This is a genomic window from Mesorhizobium sp. 1M-11 (genome assembly GCF_001303895.1).
Lineage (GTDB): Bacteria > Pseudomonadota > Alphaproteobacteria > Rhizobiales > Rhizobiaceae > Mesorhizobium.
On the sequence record NZ_LJSD01000002.1, the window covers coordinates 35,565 to 50,725 of the forward strand.

14 protein-coding genes are annotated in these 15,161 nt (G+C 63.0%); 7 read left to right on the top strand and 7 right to left on the bottom strand.

From position 1 onward, the window contains the following. Nucleotides 1-42 precede the first annotated feature (42 nt). From AO692_RS02650 to leuB, 3 genes are all read right to left on the bottom strand, one after another. On the bottom strand, nt 43-1,089 hold the full coding sequence (locus tag AO692_RS02650; RefSeq protein WP_054308501.1) for a Gfo/Idh/MocA family oxidoreductase: 1,047 nt from the start codon (nt 1,087-1,089) through the stop codon (nt 43-45). After that, the gene (locus AO692_RS02655; protein WP_054308502.1) at nt 1,089-1,874 is read right to left on the bottom strand and encodes a ThuA domain-containing protein; all 786 of its coding nucleotides are present in this window, start codon (nt 1,872-1,874) and stop codon (nt 1,089-1,091) included. The genes AO692_RS02650 and AO692_RS02655 overlap by 1 nt, the downstream gene beginning before the upstream one ends. 117 nt (nt 1,875-1,991) lie before the next feature. After that, the gene (leuB, locus tag AO692_RS02660; RefSeq protein ID WP_054308503.1) at nt 1,992-3,092 is read right to left on the bottom strand and encodes a 3-isopropylmalate dehydrogenase; all 1,101 of its coding nucleotides are present in this window, start codon (nt 3,090-3,092) and stop codon (nt 1,992-1,994) included. Nucleotides 3,093-3,274: 182 nt separating this feature from the next. Here leuB and AO692_RS02665 point away from each other — a divergent pair, with 182 nt between their 5' ends. Continuing rightward, on the top strand, nt 3,275-4,240 hold the full coding sequence (locus AO692_RS02665; RefSeq protein ID WP_054308536.1) for a Gfo/Idh/MocA family oxidoreductase: 966 nt from the start codon (nt 3,275-3,277) through the stop codon (nt 4,238-4,240). 31 nt (nt 4,241-4,271) lie between these two features. On the opposite strand, the gene AO692_RS02670 is transcribed toward AO692_RS02665, so the two are convergent. From AO692_RS02670 to leuD, 4 genes are all read right to left on the bottom strand, one after another. Further along, nucleotides 4,272-4,622, bottom strand: coding sequence for a VOC family protein (locus AO692_RS02670; RefSeq protein ID WP_054308504.1), 351 nt, complete (start codon nt 4,620-4,622; stop codon nt 4,272-4,274). Continuing rightward, nucleotides 4,619-5,011, bottom strand: a complete 393-nt coding sequence (locus tag AO692_RS02675) for a RidA family protein (RefSeq protein ID WP_054308505.1) — start codon at nt 5,009-5,011, stop codon at nt 4,619-4,621. Before AO692_RS02675 ends, AO692_RS02670 begins: the two co-directional genes overlap by 4 nt. Nucleotides 5,012-5,032: 21 nt before the next feature. After that, nucleotides 5,033-5,950, bottom strand: coding sequence for a hypothetical protein (locus tag AO692_RS02680; RefSeq protein WP_054308506.1), 918 nt, complete (start codon nt 5,948-5,950; stop codon nt 5,033-5,035). Between the two features lie 116 nt (nt 5,951-6,066). Continuing rightward, nucleotides 6,067-6,672 carry a 3-isopropylmalate dehydratase small subunit gene (leuD, locus tag AO692_RS02685; RefSeq protein ID WP_054308507.1) on the bottom strand — a complete coding sequence of 202 codons (606 nt, stop codon included), beginning with the start codon at nt 6,670-6,672 and terminating at the stop codon, nt 6,067-6,069. Nucleotides 6,673-6,849: 177 nt separating this feature from the next. On the opposite strand from leuD, the gene AO692_RS02690 reads away from it, so the two are divergent. From AO692_RS02690 to AO692_RS02715, 6 genes are all read left to right on the top strand, one after another. After that, nucleotides 6,850-9,264 carry a circularly permuted type 2 ATP-grasp protein gene (locus tag AO692_RS02690; protein ID WP_054308508.1) on the top strand — a complete coding sequence of 805 codons (2,415 nt, stop codon included), beginning with the start codon at nt 6,850-6,852 and terminating at the stop codon, nt 9,262-9,264. Nucleotides 9,265-9,272: 8 nt separating this feature from the next. Beyond that, nucleotides 9,273-10,145, top strand: coding sequence for a transglutaminase family protein (locus tag AO692_RS02695; RefSeq protein WP_054308509.1), 873 nt, complete (start codon nt 9,273-9,275; stop codon nt 10,143-10,145). 179 nt (nt 10,146-10,324) lie between these two features. After that, the gene (locus AO692_RS02700) at nt 10,325-10,699 is read left to right on the top strand and encodes a YciI family protein (RefSeq protein ID WP_054308510.1); all 375 of its coding nucleotides are present in this window, start codon (nt 10,325-10,327) and stop codon (nt 10,697-10,699) included. Next, nucleotides 10,696-11,967, top strand: coding sequence for an RNA polymerase sigma factor (locus AO692_RS02705; protein WP_054308511.1), 1,272 nt, complete (start codon nt 10,696-10,698; stop codon nt 11,965-11,967). Before AO692_RS02700 ends, AO692_RS02705 begins: the two co-directional genes overlap by 4 nt. A gap of 187 nt (nt 11,968-12,154) precedes the next feature. Next, on the top strand, nt 12,155-13,669 hold the full coding sequence (locus AO692_RS02710) for an aldehyde dehydrogenase family protein (RefSeq protein WP_054308512.1): 1,515 nt from the start codon (nt 12,155-12,157) through the stop codon (nt 13,667-13,669). A gap of 280 nt (nt 13,670-13,949) precedes the next feature. Next, a complete protein-coding gene (locus tag AO692_RS02715; RefSeq protein WP_054308513.1) occupies nt 13,950-15,140 on the top strand; it encodes an aminotransferase class V-fold PLP-dependent enzyme in 1,191 nt (396 codons plus the stop codon). Nucleotides 15,141-15,161 lie beyond the last annotated feature (21 nt).

The window sequence follows — 15,161 nt, forward strand, 5'->3', positions numbered from 1 at the left end:
TGTCTTCTCCCCGCCGATGGGGAGAAGACGCCCAAGCATGGCTTAGATCATGACCGGCCGTTTGTCGTTGCTGCTGACAAAAGCAGCATCGATCAATTTCTGCATGTCGGTGGCACGGCGAAACGATGGGTCGCCGTTGACGCCGGACAGCAGGGCATCAACGAACCGGCGTGCGTTGCGCCTGATCTGAGGCAACTCGAGATCGCGCCAGGCGACGGTGTCGATATCCTCGCCGAAACAACCCTTCAGCGACGAAGTCCTGCCGTTGGTCTCTACCCAGAGCGCGCCCTTCGTGCCGTGCAGCTTCAATTCGAGATCGTTCAGGTGGCCGGTCGCATAACGCGTGGCGACGATAGTGGCCAGCGCACCGGACTGGAAGCGCGCGGTCATCGCCACGCTGTCATTGGCATCCAGTCGATACTTGCCGATCTGGTCGCCCGGAGCCTTGGGGAAGGTGACCAGTTCGGCGTTGAGGCTGGCGATGTCGTCGGCGGCGCCATAGGTCGCGAAATCGAGAATGTGGATGCCGACATCGCCGAGCACGCCGGTCGAGCCGTGTTCGGTCGACAGCCGCCAGAGCCACTGATCGGCCGTGCGCCAGTCGCCCCAGGCTTTGCCGACCAGCCAGCTCTGACGGTAACTTGCCTCGACATGGCGCAGTTCGCCGAGTTCACCCGCCTCCACCATCTGCCGGGCACGCTGCAGGGCTGGCGAATTGCGATAGGTCAGGTTGACCATGTTGATCAGGCCGGCGCGCTCCGCTGCCTCGGTCATCTCCAGCGCATCGGCATGGTTGGGCGCCAGCGGCTTTTCGCAGAACACGTGCTTGCCGGCGGCAAGCAGCGTGAGCGTCGTTTCCCGGTGCACGCCATCCGGCGTGGCATTGATGGCCGCATCGAATTCGCCCCAGGCGAGTGCCTCTTCCAGGCCGTCGAAGGCGTGGGCGATGCCGTTCTTTTCCGCATAGGCCGCTGCCCGGCCCGGCAATGCATCGGCGCAGGCAACGATGCGGCATTCGGGCACTTTGCCGAATTCCTCCATATGCTGGCCGGCGATGCCGCCGGTGCCGAGAAGCAGCAGCCGGCGCATCAACGCAGGCCCTCGTCGCCATCCTTGTGCAGCTTGGGTCCCTTCTCGACCAGCGGCTCCTTGGCAGCCGATACCGACACGTTCGGCGCGTCCGTGATCGTTGCCCAGGCCGGCGCCGGGTTATGCGCCCAATGCACGGCATTGCGCAGCACGGTGTGCACGTCGGGATGGTGGTAGGTCGGGTAGGTCTCGTGGCCTGGGCGGAAATAGAAGATACGGCCAGCGCCACGCTGGTAGGTGAGGCCCGAACGGAACACCTCGCCACCCTCGAACCAGGAGACGAACACCGTCTCCATCGGTTCCGGCACGGTGAAGGGCTCGCCGTACATTTCCTCGTTCGGCAGCTCGATGCATTCGCCCAGCCCCTTGGCGATGGGATGGTTGCGGTTGACCACCCAGATGCGCTCGCGTTCGCCGGCCTCGCGCCATTTCAAGGAGCAGGGCGTGCCCATGAGCCGCTTGAAGATCTTCGAGAAATGGCCGGAATGCAGGACGATCAGCCCCATGCCTTCCCAGACGCGTTTCTGGACGCGTTCGACGATGGCGTCCTCGACCTTGCCGTGTGCGGCATGGCCCCACCAGACAAGCACGTCGGTCTTTGCCAGGCGCTCCTCGGTCAGCCCGTGTTCGGGATCCTGGAGGACGACGGTTTCGGCCGCGATGTCCCTGTCCAGGTTGAGGGCGGCCGCAATGGTGCCGTGCATGCCGAGCGGATAGATGTCCGCAACGACGGCGCTCTCCTGCTCATGCACATTCTCGCCCCACACCAGTGCTCTGATTGGCATGCCCATCTCCCACGATCAAATCGATTGGATCGGTTCAATTACAGCATGAGCGACGGGGACCGCAAGAGACAATCGTGCAGGAGAATGGCCGGCCCTGTCGGGCCGGCCGAACGCCGGTCAGGCGAGGAATTTGGCGATGATGGCATCGCCCATGGCGGTTGTGCCGACTTCAGTCTTGCCCTCGGACATGACGTCCTTCGTGCGCAGGCCATCGTCCAGCACCGCGGCGATCGCCGCCTCGAGGCGATCGGCCTCCGCCACCATGTTGAAGGAATAGCGCAGGCACATCGCGAAAGAAGCGATCATGGCGATGGGGTTGGCGATACCCTTGCCCGCAATATCAGGCGCGGAGCCGTGCACCGGCTCGTAGAGCGCCTTGCGTTTGCCGGTCTTGGCATCCGGCGCACCGAGCGAGGCCGACGGGAGCATGCCGAGCGACCCGGTCAGCATGGCAGCGACATCCGACAGCATGTCGCCGAACAGGTTGTCGGTGACGATGACGTCGAACTGCTTGGGCCAGCGCACCAACTGCATGCCGCCGGCATCCGCCAGCATGTGGTCGAGCTTGACGTCGGCATATTTCGCCTTATGGGTCGCGCTGACGACCTCGTTCCACAGAACGCCTGATTTCATGACGTTGCGCTTTTCCATCGACGTCACGTGGTTCTTGCGGGTGCGGGCGAGCTCGAAGGCGACGCCGGAGATGCGTTCGATTTCGAAGGTATCGTAGACCTGCGTGTCGATGCCGCGCTTCTGGCCGTTGCCGAGGTCGATGATCTGCTTGGGCTCGCCGAAATAGACGCCGCCGGTCAGTTCGCGGACGATCAGGATGTCGAGACCCTCGACGACTTCCTGCTTGAGCGAGGAAGAGGCGGCGAGCGCCGGATAGCAGATCGCCGGGCGCAGATTGGCGAACAGCTCCATGTCCTTGCGCAAGCGCAGCAAACCGGCTTCCGGGCGCACCTCGTAAGGCACGTTATCCCACTTCGGGCCGCCGACGGCGCCGAACAGCACCGCGTCCGCGGCAAGTGCCTTGCCCATGTCCTCTTCCGAGATCGCCTGGCCGTGCGCATCGTAGGCGCAACCGCCCACAAGGCCCTCGTCGATCGCAAAGCCTGCTCCCTTCTCGTTCATCGCCGCGATCAGTTTCTTGACCTCGGCCATGGCCTCTGGGCCGATGCCGTCGCCGGCGAGCAGGAGAAGTTTTTTCGTTGCCATCTGAAGGACCTTCCACGGGTTCGGAGAATTGCAGCCTTGCTAACGGCAAGGCCGTTGTGGTGCAAGCCCGTTGGCACTGCGAAGTCCTTCTTGGCCCGGACAAAGCGAGTCGCTGGATGGAAGCCGGACGGTGCCGTGCGATGTAGTGATAAATCCATGAAACGGGCTTGGAGCCGTCCGACATGAGCAAGCGCATAAATCTGGGTATTATCGGTCTCGGAGCCATGGGAACCGAGCTCCTGGAAGCGGCCGCCAGCCATGGCGATTTCAAGGTGGTGCTTTGCGCCGATGTCAACGAGACGGCGATTGCGCGCGAAAGCCGCAAATATCCCGATATCGACTTTACCACCGAGCCGGGATCCGTCGTGGCTGCGGAAAATCTCGATGCCGTCTATATCGCCACGCCTCCGCGATATCACGCGGCCTATGCGATGGAGGCGATGCGGGGCGGCAAGGCCGTGTTCTGCGAAAAACCGCTTGCCGTTGACCTTGCCGAAGGAGAGGCGATGGCCGACCTGGCACGCACCACAGGTGTGGTTACGGCGGTCAACTTCGCGCTGGCTGACCGGCATGCCACGCTGGAGATCGAGCGAGCGCTCGGCGCAGGGGAGCTTGGCAATGTGGGTGGTGTCGAGATCAGGCTGACCTTTCCGCAATGGCCGCGCGCATTTCAGGCTGATGCAAACTGGCTGTCCGGCAGGGCGGAAGGTGGTTTTGTCCGCGAAGTCTTTTCGCATTTTGCCTATCTGACAGACCGGCTCATCGGCGAACTCGAGCCGGTATTCTTGTCCCTGGATCTCCCGCAAGGGGGAGAGGCGAGTGAAAGCTCAGCCTTCGGTCTGTTTCGGGCAGGTGGCGTGCCGGTGCTTGTATCCGGCCAAGCCGGCCTTGCCATGCCCGAGAGTTACGAATGGGTCGTAGCCGGCAGCCGCTATTCCTATCGTTTGCGCAACTGGGGTGACCTGCAGATTTCCGACGGCAAGACCTGGAAGGATGTACCTCTCAGGGGCGAACGCGGGTCGGAATATACCCGGCTATCCGCATTTGCGCGGGCGATCCGCGGCGAGCCTCAAACCAACCTGGCCGACTTCGCCGCGGGCCTCCGGGTTCAGCGTGCGGTGGAAGCGTTTCACGCCAAGGCGGACTGAGCCGGTTCGGCGCGATGCGCCAGCGACGCTTCTAGTCGTGCTGAAGGATGTTGATCAATTTGCCGAAGGGATCGCGCACGAAGAAACGGCGCACGCCCCAGGGTTCGTCGGCCGGGCCATATTCGATGGCGAAGCCGGCTTTCTTCATCGCAGCGAGCACTGCGTCGACGTCGTCCACCTCGATGGAAAGATCGGGCACCGGCGTATCGGCGCCGCCCTGTTCGGCGAAGGAGACCTGCACCGCCATGCGCTCGTGATTGCCGTAGGTGGCGATCCAGCCGTGATCCATCAGGATGTCGAGGCCGAGCACGTCGCCATAGAAACGCCTGGCGGCCGAGACATCGGTCGTGGCGACATTGGCGACGATGCGCTTGACCGTCACAGGCCCGTTGCTCCGCGTCGCAGTGCGGTGACCTCGATCTCGATCTTCATTTCCGGCTTGTTGAGTTGGCAGATGATCATGGTTGCGGCCGGGCGGATATCGCCGAAATATTCGCCGAGGATAGGGAAGACCTTGTCCACGTCGTTCTGGTCGGTGAGGTAGTAGTGCGCGCGCACGACATCGGCCAGTTCGAAGCCACCTTCCTTCAGCGCCTTGGCAATGGTCTCCATGCAGTTGCGGGCCTGCGCTTCGACGGTGTCCGGCATGGTCATCGTGGCATAGTCGTAGCCAGTTGTGCCGGCGACGAAGCACCAGTCGCCTTGCACGACGGCGCGCGAATAGCCCGCCGTCTTTTCGAAGGGCGAGCCCGTCGAGATCAGTCTGCGCATCGATAGTCCTCCCGATGGGCGCTATTGCGGTTGCTGGAGTGCCTTCTTCAAGGCGTCCTTGATCTCATCCGGCCAATCCTTCAGCGCCGGCCAGGCATTCGGTTCAGGCTTGTCGGTCTGCTGGGCGAAGTAGAGCGCCTTGTTCTTGACGTCGACCGCCATGAAGCCGTTGCTGCCGCCGCAGGCATGTGGCACGCAGCCGGTTGCGTAGAAGGCGCCGGAGGGTGTCTTTTCCGTACCGCCTCCGACCAGGAGGCTGGTCGCGACATTGCCCATCTGGTCGCCGAGCAGCTTTTCGGCGGCCTCATAAACGGCCTCATTGTGGAAGGCGTCGATGATGTTCTGGTATTTCGACGGGTCGATGTCGGTCCAGCCGGTGTTGGGTTGGGGCTTGTAGGTCAGCCGGCCAGCGATCTGCAGGCCGTCCTGCGGTGACCACTGCAAAGCGTCGTTGGAGTCACCGGGCATGAGATAAGGCACGAAATAGATGGCGTTTTCGGCGACAGCCGTCGGTGGTGCGCCGCATTCGTCCTGTTCGACCCGCACGCTTTGGAGCGTGGCGCTGCCTTCTGGTTTCCAAGCGATTATAGTCGCGGGGCCGCACTGGTTGCCGCCCGATCCGACATTGAATAGTGCGACACCTATGCCAGCCACTTTCACGATCTGGTCGAGGCCAACGTAGTAGTCCCGGGCAATTTCCTTGCCATCATAAGCCAGGATCTTGTCCATCTCTGGTTGCTCGGTGATGGTGAAGGTGCCGCCAGCGAAAGGGACTGGTGCCGGCTTCTCGTCGCCATCGGTGGTTGCAGGCGCGCTGCTGTCGGAAGATGTTGCGGCAGGAGCATCCTGCGGGGCAGGAGCCTGTTCCTGCGCAAGGGCAGTTCCGGCCAAACCGACCGAAAGAATGCCTGCCGTCAGAAGGCATGAAAACGGTCCCATTGCGGCTCTCCCTTTGTCACGGCAACATCGTTGCCGTAGCTGCCTGGGGCTGGTCAACCGTGGTCCTGCCGAGGCTAAAGGCCCCGACGAAGTCCGCCGGAGCGCCGGTTATGGCCTCAGGCCCAGGGGCGCTGCTCGGCGTTGCGCTTTTCGAAGCTGGCGATGGCGCCAGACTTTTCCATGGTCAAGCCGATGTCGTCGAGGCCATTGAGCAGGCAGTGGCGCTTGAAGTCGTCGAGGTCGAAGGTGACGACGCCGCCATCCGGGCCGCGGATTTCCTTGGCTTCAAGGTCGACCGAGAGGGTGGCGTTGGCACCGCGCTCGGCGTCGTCCATCAGCTTGTCGAGGTCTTCCTGGCTGACAGTGATCGGCAGGATGCCGTTCTTGAAGCAGTTGTTGTAGAAAATATCGGCGAAAGAGGTCGAGATCACGCAACGGATGCCGAAATCGAGCAGTGCCCAGGGAGCGTGCTCGCGGCTGGAGCCGCAGCCGAAATTGTCGCCGGCGACCAGGATCTGCGCCTTGCGATAAGCCGGCTTGTTCAAAACGAAATCCGGGTTCTCGGAGCCATCCTCATTGAAGCGCATCTCGGCAAAGAGCCCTTTGCCAAGTCCGGTGCGCTTGATCGTCTTGAGATAATCCTTGGGGATGATCATGTCGGTATCGACATTGACGATCGGCAGGGGAGCGGCGACGCCGGTGAGCTTGGTGAACTTGTCCATGGCTTTTGCCCATCTTGGGAGTTTGCTGGCACCGCTTTACACAAGGCGACGGGCAAATGAAAGGCGACAGTTGCCGCATCGTTGAGGCCAGCCAAGGCTTGATGAGCGAAAAGGCATGATGGATCCTGTCGTGGACAACACTTGACCTCAGGCGGCAAGCAACGTTCTAGATCATTTATGGCGAGCGGGAATCAGCAGCAGCGATCGGAGCATGCCGGGCAGGCGCACGGCCTGCTCGAACATTATCAGCCGATCGATGGTGTCGTCGATGAGATGGTGGATGCCTCGGGCGAGCCGCGGCCGCTTTGGAAGTCTTTTATCGCGGCGCTGCAGGCGCTCGGTCCGGAAAAGCTGGCGCAGCGCTTTGCCAGAGCGGATCAATACCTGCGCGATGCTGGCGTCTATTACAGGGTCTACGACAAGGCAGGCGCCAATGAGCGCGCGTGGCCGCTGGCGCATGTGCCTCTGCTGATCGACGACAAGGAGTGGTCGACAATCAGCGCCGGCCTGATCCAACGCGCCGACCTGTTCGAGCAGATCGCGGCAGACATTTACGGACCGAACAGGCTGGTCGCGAACGGCTTGCTGCCGCCCGGCCTCGTCGCGGGCAGCCCGGAATATCTGCGCCCATTGGCAGGAACGATACCTGCCGACGGCCATTTCCTGCATTTCTGCGCCTTTGAACTTGGCCGAGGGCCGGATGGGCGCTGGTGGGTGCTGGGTGACCGCATGCAGGCTCCGTCGGGTGCCGGCTTCGCGCTGGAAAACCGTGTTGCCACCACGCGGGCCCTTTCGGAGCTTTACGGCGAACTGCATGTGCATCGCCTTGCCGGATTTTTCCGCCGCTTCCGCGATGCCTTGAATTCCGCGGCAGCGGCCTCGCGAGGTCGCGTCGCCATCCTGACGCCCGGTCCACTCAACGAGACCTACTACGAACACGCCTATATTGCCCGCTATCTCGGCATCATGCTTCTCGAAGGCGAGGACCTCGTCGTCTCCAAGGGGCGGCTGATGGTGCGCACGGTGGCCGGCCTGGTACCGATCTCGGTGCTGTGGCGGCGCCTCGACGCGGCCTTCGCCGATCCGCTGGAATTGCGAACCGACTCACAGATCGGCACGCCGGGGCTGGTGGAAGCGGTGCGCCAAGGTGCGCTCACATCAGTGAACGGTCTTGGTTCGGGATTTCTCGAAACGCGCGCGCTGCTCGCGTTTCTGCCGCGCATCAGCCAGGAATTGGGCAAGGAAGATCTGTTGCTTCCTGCCGTCGCGACCTGGTGGTGTGGGCAGGAAGCCGAGCGCCAGCATGTGCTGGCCAATCTCGACCAAATGGTGATCGGACCGGCGCTCTCGACGCGTCTGGCCTTCGAGGATGATGGGGCCAGCGTGCTTGGGTCGTCTCTGTCCGCGGAGGCACGGGCGGATCTGGTCGCGCGCATCGAGACCGATGGCAGCGCGTTCGTGGGGCAGGAAGCAGTGACGCTTTCGACCACGCCGGTCTACGTCGACGGGCGACTCGAGCCGCGACCGGCCAGCTTGCGTGTCTATCTGGCGCGGACGCAAAACGGCTGGACCGTGATGCCCGGCGGCTTCGCGCGCGTCGGCTTCTCGCTCGATCCAACGGCGATTGCCATGCAGCGAGGCGGCCAGGCGGCCGACGTCTGGGTGGTCAGTGACAAACCGGTGGAACGCGAGACGCTGTTCCCGCGCGATAGCGAGGGTTTCGACCGCACCATGCCCGGCAGCCTGCCGAGCCGTGCCGCGGAAAACCTGATGTGGCTCGGCCGTTACATCGAGCGCGCCGAGGACACCGCCCGCATCCTGCGCGCCTACCACGTTCGGTTGGCCGAAACCTCGGATGCGGCGATGCCGCTGCTCGGCGAACTGCGTGCGTATCTCGATCCGCTTGGCATCGATCTCGCCGATCCGATACCGCACGGCCTGCTCGATATGATGGACAGCGCCGTTTATAGCGCCGGTCAGGTGCGCGACCGGTTCTCGCCGGATGGTTGGCTGGCGCTCAAGGATCTGTCGAAGACGCTGCATCTGTTCGAGACGACGGTCTCGCGCGGCGACGATGCCACACGCGCCATGACGGTGATCCTGCGCAAACTGGCCGGCTTTTCCGGTCTGTTGCATGAAAACATGTACCGCTTCACCGGCTGGCGTTTCCTGGAGATTGGGCGGCGGCTGGAACGCGGCATCCAGACGGCGCGGATGCTGGCACGGTTGACCCACCCGGACGCGCCGGAAGGCGCGCTCGACATGATGCTGGAGATCGGCGACAGCGTCATGACCCATCGTAGGCAATATCCGGTCCAGGCGGGGCGCAGCACCGTTGTCGATCTTCTGGTGCTCGATCCACTCAACCCGCGTTCGATCTTTTTCCAGCTCGAGCGGCTGAAGGTGGAGATAGGACTGCTGCCGGGCAGGAATGGCAGCGGGCACCTGTCGCCAGCGGCCAAGGATATCCTCAAGCTCAACACGGCGCTTGCGGTCAAGGAACCGTCGGATATGACAGCCGCAGCGCTCAACATGCTGGCGGATGAAATCGGTGGGCTCTACGGCAGCCTCGCCAAAGCCTATTTCGGCTGAGGCGCTCGATGCTCTACGACATCCGTCTCAACCTGCACTACGACTACGAGACAGCCGTCGGCGGCGGTCGTCATCTGGTGCGGGTGTTGCCGTCAAATCTCGGCCAACGCCAACGTGTCGTGGCTGCTTCATTGTCTTTCTCACCGACCCCTGGTGAACGCTCGGATTTCAACGATTTCTTCGGTTCGAGCGTGGCGGCGATCGCCTTCCGCGAGCCGCATCAGACGCTGGATGTGCGCATGAGTGCGCGTGTTTCCGTGACGCGGCCGGAAGCCGGGCTTGACGTTTCGCCACGCATCGATGCGCTTGCCCGCGAAACTGCGGCGGTACGCTCGCTCGATTCCGATTCGCCCCATCATTTTCTTGCAGCCACCGATTTTGCAGATCTTGATCCTGCCATCACAGCCTATGCTCGTGAGAGTGGCGATGGCTCGGTGGCGGCGATCGCGATGGACCTGTGCAATCGCATCCGGCGCGACTTCGCCTATGACGGTACTGCGACCGACGTGCAGACGCGCGCTTCCGATGCCTTCGCGCTGAAACGTGGCGTCTGTCAGGATTTTTCGCATGTCATGATTTCCAGCCTGCGTGGGCTAGGCATTCCGGCGGGCTATGTCAGCGGCTTCCTGCGCACCATCCCGCCCGCTGGCCAAGAGCGGCTGGAGGGCGCGGATGCCATGCATGCCTGGGTGCGGGTCTGGTGCGGCCGCGAGGCCGGCTGGCTGGAGTTTGACCCGACCAACGGGATGCGCGCCTCCAATGACCATATCACGGTCGGCTTTGGTCGAGATTATGGCGATGTTGCGCCGATCGTCGGCGTGCTCAAGACCACTGGCGGGCAGGCCGGCGCACAGGCGGTGGATGTCGTTCCGGTGGCCTGAATCGGCATCGTTGCCGTGAAAAGAAATCACGGATTTTTTATCGACGTGGTGTCGGGAAGCGCCTAACTCTTTCGTCCTTGAAGCAATTCCAGGAAAGATGCGCAGCGGCTTTCCGTCCGGTATTGCGTACCGCGTTTCCGTGAAAAACGGAAACGCTCCGGAGACAGAAAGGGCCTACCATGCTTTATGCAGTTCTTTGCTACGCTTCCGAAGACGTCGTCGGCTCCTGGACCAAGGAGCAGGACGACGCGGTCATGGTCAAGCTGCTCGACGTCCAGGAGAGATATGCGAAAGCCAACAAGCTCGGCCCGGTGGCCAGGCTGTTGCCGACGACAGCCGCGACGACGCTGCGCAAGGTAAAGGGCGAATCCCTCGTCATCGACGGACCCTTTGCCGAGACCAAAGAACAGTTCCTCGGCTTCTATACGGTCGATGTCGAGAACCTCGATGAAGCCTTGCAATTCGCGCGCGAGCTTTCCGAGGTCAATCCCAGCGGCGGCTCCTACGAGATCCGCCCCATTTCCATATTCAGTCCTGCAACGGTAAAATCATGAGCGACCTGTCCTGGATCAGCAATGTCATCAGCGCCGCGCGGCCGCAGGCCATGGGAGCGTTGCTGCGCTATTTCCGCGATCTCGATACGGCGGAAGAAGCATTCCAGGACGCATGCCTGCGCGCCCTGAAGAACTGGCCGCAGAACGGGCCACCGCGTGATCCTGCCGCCTGGCTGATCTTTGTCGGCCGCAACAGCGGCATTGACGCGGTGCGCAAGAGAAGCAAGCAGACGGCGATGCCGGATGAGGACCAGGTGTCGGACCTGGAAGATGCCGAGACCGACATCGCCGAGCGGCTGGATGGCGCACATTATCGCGACGACATCTTGAGATTGCTGTTCATCTGCTGCCACCCGGACCTGCCGCCCACACAGCAGATAGCCGTGGCGCTGCGCATCGTTTCCGGCCTTTCGGTCAAGCAGATCGCCCGCGCCTTCCTGGTTGGCGAAAGCGCCATGGAACAGCGCATCACGCGTGCCAAGGCACGCATTGCCGACGCCGGCGTGCCGTTCGAGACGCCAGGGGCGGTCGAGCGGTCGGAACGCCTCGCTGCCGTCATGGCGATGGTCTACCTCGTCTTCAACGAAGGCTATTCCACCAACAGCGGAGAGGCACAGGCGCGCGAACCTCTTTGCGAGGAGGCGATCCGGCTTGGCCGGCTGCTGTTGAGACTGTTCCAGACGGAACCGGAAGTCATGGGTCTTCTGGCCCTGACGCTGCTGCAGCACGCCCGTGCGCCGGCCCGCTTCGATGCCAATGGCGAGATCGTGCTTCTGGAGGATCAGGACCGGAAGCTCTGGAGCGGCAAGATGATCGAGGAGGGGTTGGCTCTCGTCGACAAGGCTTTGCGTCACCGCAAGCCCGGACCCTACCAGGTGCAGGCTGCGGTCGCGGCCTTGCATGCCCGGGCGGCCAAGGCCGAGGACACCGACTGGCAGGAAATCGACCTGCTCTACAGCCTGCTTGAGAGCATGCAGCCTTCGCCGGTGGTGACGTTGAACCGCGCGGTTGCAGTTTCCAAGGTCCGCGGAGCGGAGGAAGCGCTTGCCATGATCGAACCACTGGAGGACCGGCTTTCCGGCTATTTCCACTTCTTTGGCCTGAAGGGTGGGCTTTTGATGAAACTCGGCCGCCACGACGAGGCGCGCGTCGCCTTCGACAGAGCGATCGCGCTGGCCAACACGGCCGCCGAGGCCGCGCATATCCGCATGCATATTGACCGGCTCAAGGCCGAAGCCACGCAAGGCAAATCCGAAAAGGCGAGCTAGATCGCCTTCTGCTCATTTTGATTTCCTTTCCGCTGGATCAATGGTCCGCGCTGCCGGCTTGGACCATGCCGGGGTGGCGGATTGTGCGCGAAACGGGTAATGCCACGCCAAAGGCCTGCCAGAGGAGCGGCGGGGTGGCGGATGGCCTGGCTGTCGCCATATCAGCACACATTCGAAAGGGAAGACGATGACGATTGCGAAGGAAACCGCCGATCTGCTCGCGAAACTCGGCGTGGCCAAGGACGTGCTTTCAGGCGGGAGCCTTGTGGTGCGCAGCCCGGTGACCGGCGAGCAGCTTGCTGCGTTGAAGACAATCTCGGCGGCCGATGCGAACAAGGCGATCGACGCTGCGCATGAGGCTTTCAAGGCCTGGCGTCTGGTGCCGGGTCCGAAGCGTGGCGAACTGGTGCGCCTGCTGGGCGAAGAGCTGCGTGCCCACAAGGCCGAGCTTGGCCGGCTGGTTTCGATCGAGGTCGGCAAGATTCCGTCCGAGGGCCTCGGCGAAGTCCAGGAAATGATCGACATCTGCGATTTCGCCGTCGGCCTTTCGCGCCAATTGTACGGCCTGACCATCGCCACGGAACGTCCTGGCCATCGCATGATGGAAACCTGGCATCCGCTCGGTGTCGTCGGCGTCATCTCGGCTTTCAACTTCCCGGTCGCGGTGTGGTCGTGGAACGCGGCCCTTGCGCTGGTCTGTGGCGATGCCGTGGTTTGGAAGCCGTCGGAGAAGACCCCGCTCACCGCACTGGCCTGCGAGGCGATCTTCGCGCGCGCCGTCAAGCGCTTCGGCGCCGATGCGCCGGCCGGGCTCAGCCAGGTTCTTATCGGTGAGCGCGAGATCGGCGAAGTGCTGGTCGATCATCCGAAGGTGCCGCTGGTTTCGGCGACCGGCTCGACCCGCATGGGCCGCGAGGTCGGTCCGCGGCTGGCCAAGCGTTTCGCGCGCGCCGTTCTGGAGCTCGGCGGCAACAATGCCGGCATCGTCTGCCCGACGGCCGATCTCGACATGGCGCTGCGCGCCATTGCCTTCGGCGCCATGGGCACCGCCGGCCAGCGCTGCACCACGCTGCGCCGCCTGTTCGTGCACGAGAGCGTCTACGATCAGATCGTCCCGCGCCTGAAGAAGGCCTATGAGAGCGTTTCGGTCGGCAACCCGCTCGAGACCTCGTCGCTGGTCGGTCCGCTGATCGACAAGATGGCGTTCGACGGCATGCAGAAGGCGCTGAAGGAAGCCGGAGAGCATGGCGGCAAGGTCACTGGCGGCGCCCGTGTCGAGAACGGTCATGCGGACGCCTATTACGTGCGTCCGGCACTGGTGGAGATGCCGAAGCAGGCAGGCCCGGTGCTGGAAGAGACCTTCGCCCCCATCCTCTACGTGATGAAATACTCCGACTTCGATGCGGTGCTCGACCTGCACAACGCCGTCGGTGCCGGCCTGTCGTCGTCGATCTTCACGCGCGACCTGCAGGAATCGGAACGTTTCCTCAGCGCCGACGGTTCGGACTGCGGCATCGCCAACGTCAATATCGGCACGTCGGGTGCCGAGATCGGCGGTGCGTTCGGTGGCGAGAAGGAGACCGGCGGTGGTCGTGAGAGCGGTTCGGATGCGTGGAAGGCCTATATGCGCCGCGCCACCAATACCGTGAACTACTCCAAGGCGCTGCCGTTGGCGCAGGGCGTGTCCTTCGACATCGATTGATCGCTTTCCCAATTCCGACTTTTGACGAACGGCGGGCCTCGGTCCGCCGTTTTTCTTTGTGCTTCGACAGAGATGCGTTCCGGGTAGCGCCCGACCTATCCGGGGTGGGGTTTTGCCTACCCGGCAGGCAGGTTTGGCCCGACGCTTGATGGCGGAAGGTTCCACCTTGGCAGGTGTTGTGAGGAATTGACCAGGAAAAGATTATTCTTCTCACGGCGGAACCCGCCGAATGCCTGCCGGCCTCCTCTGAAGCCGGCGCAGACAGATCGGGAGGATCATCATGGCTGGTTTTACGCATCTCTTCGTCCCTGGGCCGACCAACGTTCCGGAAGCCGTCCGGCAGGCCATGAACCTGGCGATGGAAGACATGCGCGCCTCAACTTTTCCGCAACTGACGCTCGGCCTTTTCGAGGGGCTGAAGCAGGTGTTCAAGAACGAGACCGGCCGCGTCTTCATCTACCCATCGTCGGGAACCGGTGCCTGGGAATCAGGTATCACCAACACGCTGAACCCCGGCGACCGCGTGTTGATGTCGCGCTTCGGACAGTTCTCGCATCTGTGGGTCGACATGGCCGAACGGCTGGAACTCGACGTTGATGTCGTGGATGTGGAATGGGGTACCGGCGTACCGGTCGAGATCTACGCCGAGCGGCTTGCGGCCGACAAGGAACATCGCATCAAGGCGGTGTTCTGCACGCACAATGAGACGGCGACGGGCGTGACCAGCGATGTGGCCGGCGTGCGCAAGGCGCTGGATGCCGCTGGCCACCCGGCATTGCTCTTCGTCGACGGCGTGTCGTCGATCGGTTCGATCGATTTCCGCCAGGAAGAATGGGGTGTCGACTGCGCCGTCAGCGGCTCGCAGAAGGGCTTCATGCTGCCGGCTGGTCTCGGCTTCCTGTCGGTCAGCCAGAAGGCGCTTACTGCCGCCAAGACGGCAAAGGGCCGGCGTTGTTACTTCTCCTTCGAGGACATGATCCGCGCCAACGACACCGGCTACTTCCCCTACACGCCGGCAACCCAGCTGCTGCGCGGCCTGCGCGTCTCGCTTGACCTGATCGAGGCGGAAGGGCTGGAGGCGATCTTCGCCCGCCACCATCATCTCGCCGAAGGCGTGCGCAAGGCAGTTGATGCCTGGGGCCTGAAGCTCTGCGCCAAGGAGCGCAAATGGCATTCCGACACGGTGAGCGCCGTCTATGTGCCGGAAGGCATCGACAGCGCGGAAGTGGTGAAGCGCGCCTATCACAAATACCAGACCTCGCTCGGCGTCGGCCTGAACAAGGTGGCCGGCAAGGTGTTCCGCATCGGCCATCTCGGCTGGCTGAACGAGGTGATGGTGTGCGGTGCGCTGTCGGCCGCTGAAATGGCGTTGCGCGACTGCGGCGTGAAGCTGGCTCCGGGCTCAGGTGTCGGAGCGGCGCTCGAGCACTTCCGTCTGGCCGAGCCGGCTGCTGTCGCCAAGGCCGCTTGAACTCCGGTCAGGGAGGAGACC

Coding starts and splice junctions, on each gene's coding strand:
- AO692_RS02710 (WP_054308512.1), top strand. CDS start 12,155: ATGACGATTGCGAAGGAAACCGCCGATCTGCTCGCGAAACTCGGCGTG.
- AO692_RS02690 (WP_054308508.1), top strand. CDS start 6,850: ATGGCGAGCGGGAATCAGCAGCAGCGATCGGAGCATGCCGGGCAGGCG.
- AO692_RS02680 (WP_054308506.1), bottom strand. CDS start 5,950: ATGGGACCGTTTTCATGCCTTCTGACGGCAGGCATTCTTTCGGTCGGT.
- AO692_RS02665 (WP_054308536.1), top strand. CDS start 3,275: ATGAGCAAGCGCATAAATCTGGGTATTATCGGTCTCGGAGCCATGGGA.
- AO692_RS02700 (WP_054308510.1), top strand. CDS start 10,325: ATGCTTTATGCAGTTCTTTGCTACGCTTCCGAAGACGTCGTCGGCTCC.
- leuD (WP_054308507.1), bottom strand. CDS start 6,672: ATGGACAAGTTCACCAAGCTCACCGGCGTCGCCGCTCCCCTGCCGATC.
- AO692_RS02695 (WP_054308509.1), top strand. CDS start 9,273: ATGCTCTACGACATCCGTCTCAACCTGCACTACGACTACGAGACAGCC.
- AO692_RS02715 (WP_054308513.1), top strand. CDS start 13,950: ATGGCTGGTTTTACGCATCTCTTCGTCCCTGGGCCGACCAACGTTCCG.
- AO692_RS02705 (WP_054308511.1), top strand. CDS start 10,696: ATGAGCGACCTGTCCTGGATCAGCAATGTCATCAGCGCCGCGCGGCCG.
- AO692_RS02650 (WP_054308501.1), bottom strand. CDS start 1,089: ATGCGCCGGCTGCTGCTTCTCGGCACCGGCGGCATCGCCGGCCAGCAT.
- AO692_RS02675 (WP_054308505.1), bottom strand. CDS start 5,011: ATGCGCAGACTGATCTCGACGGGCTCGCCCTTCGAAAAGACGGCGGGC.
- AO692_RS02655 (WP_054308502.1), bottom strand. CDS start 1,874: ATGCCAATCAGAGCACTGGTGTGGGGCGAGAATGTGCATGAGCAGGAG.
- leuB (WP_054308503.1), bottom strand. CDS start 3,092: ATGGCAACGAAAAAACTTCTCCTGCTCGCCGGCGACGGCATCGGCCCA.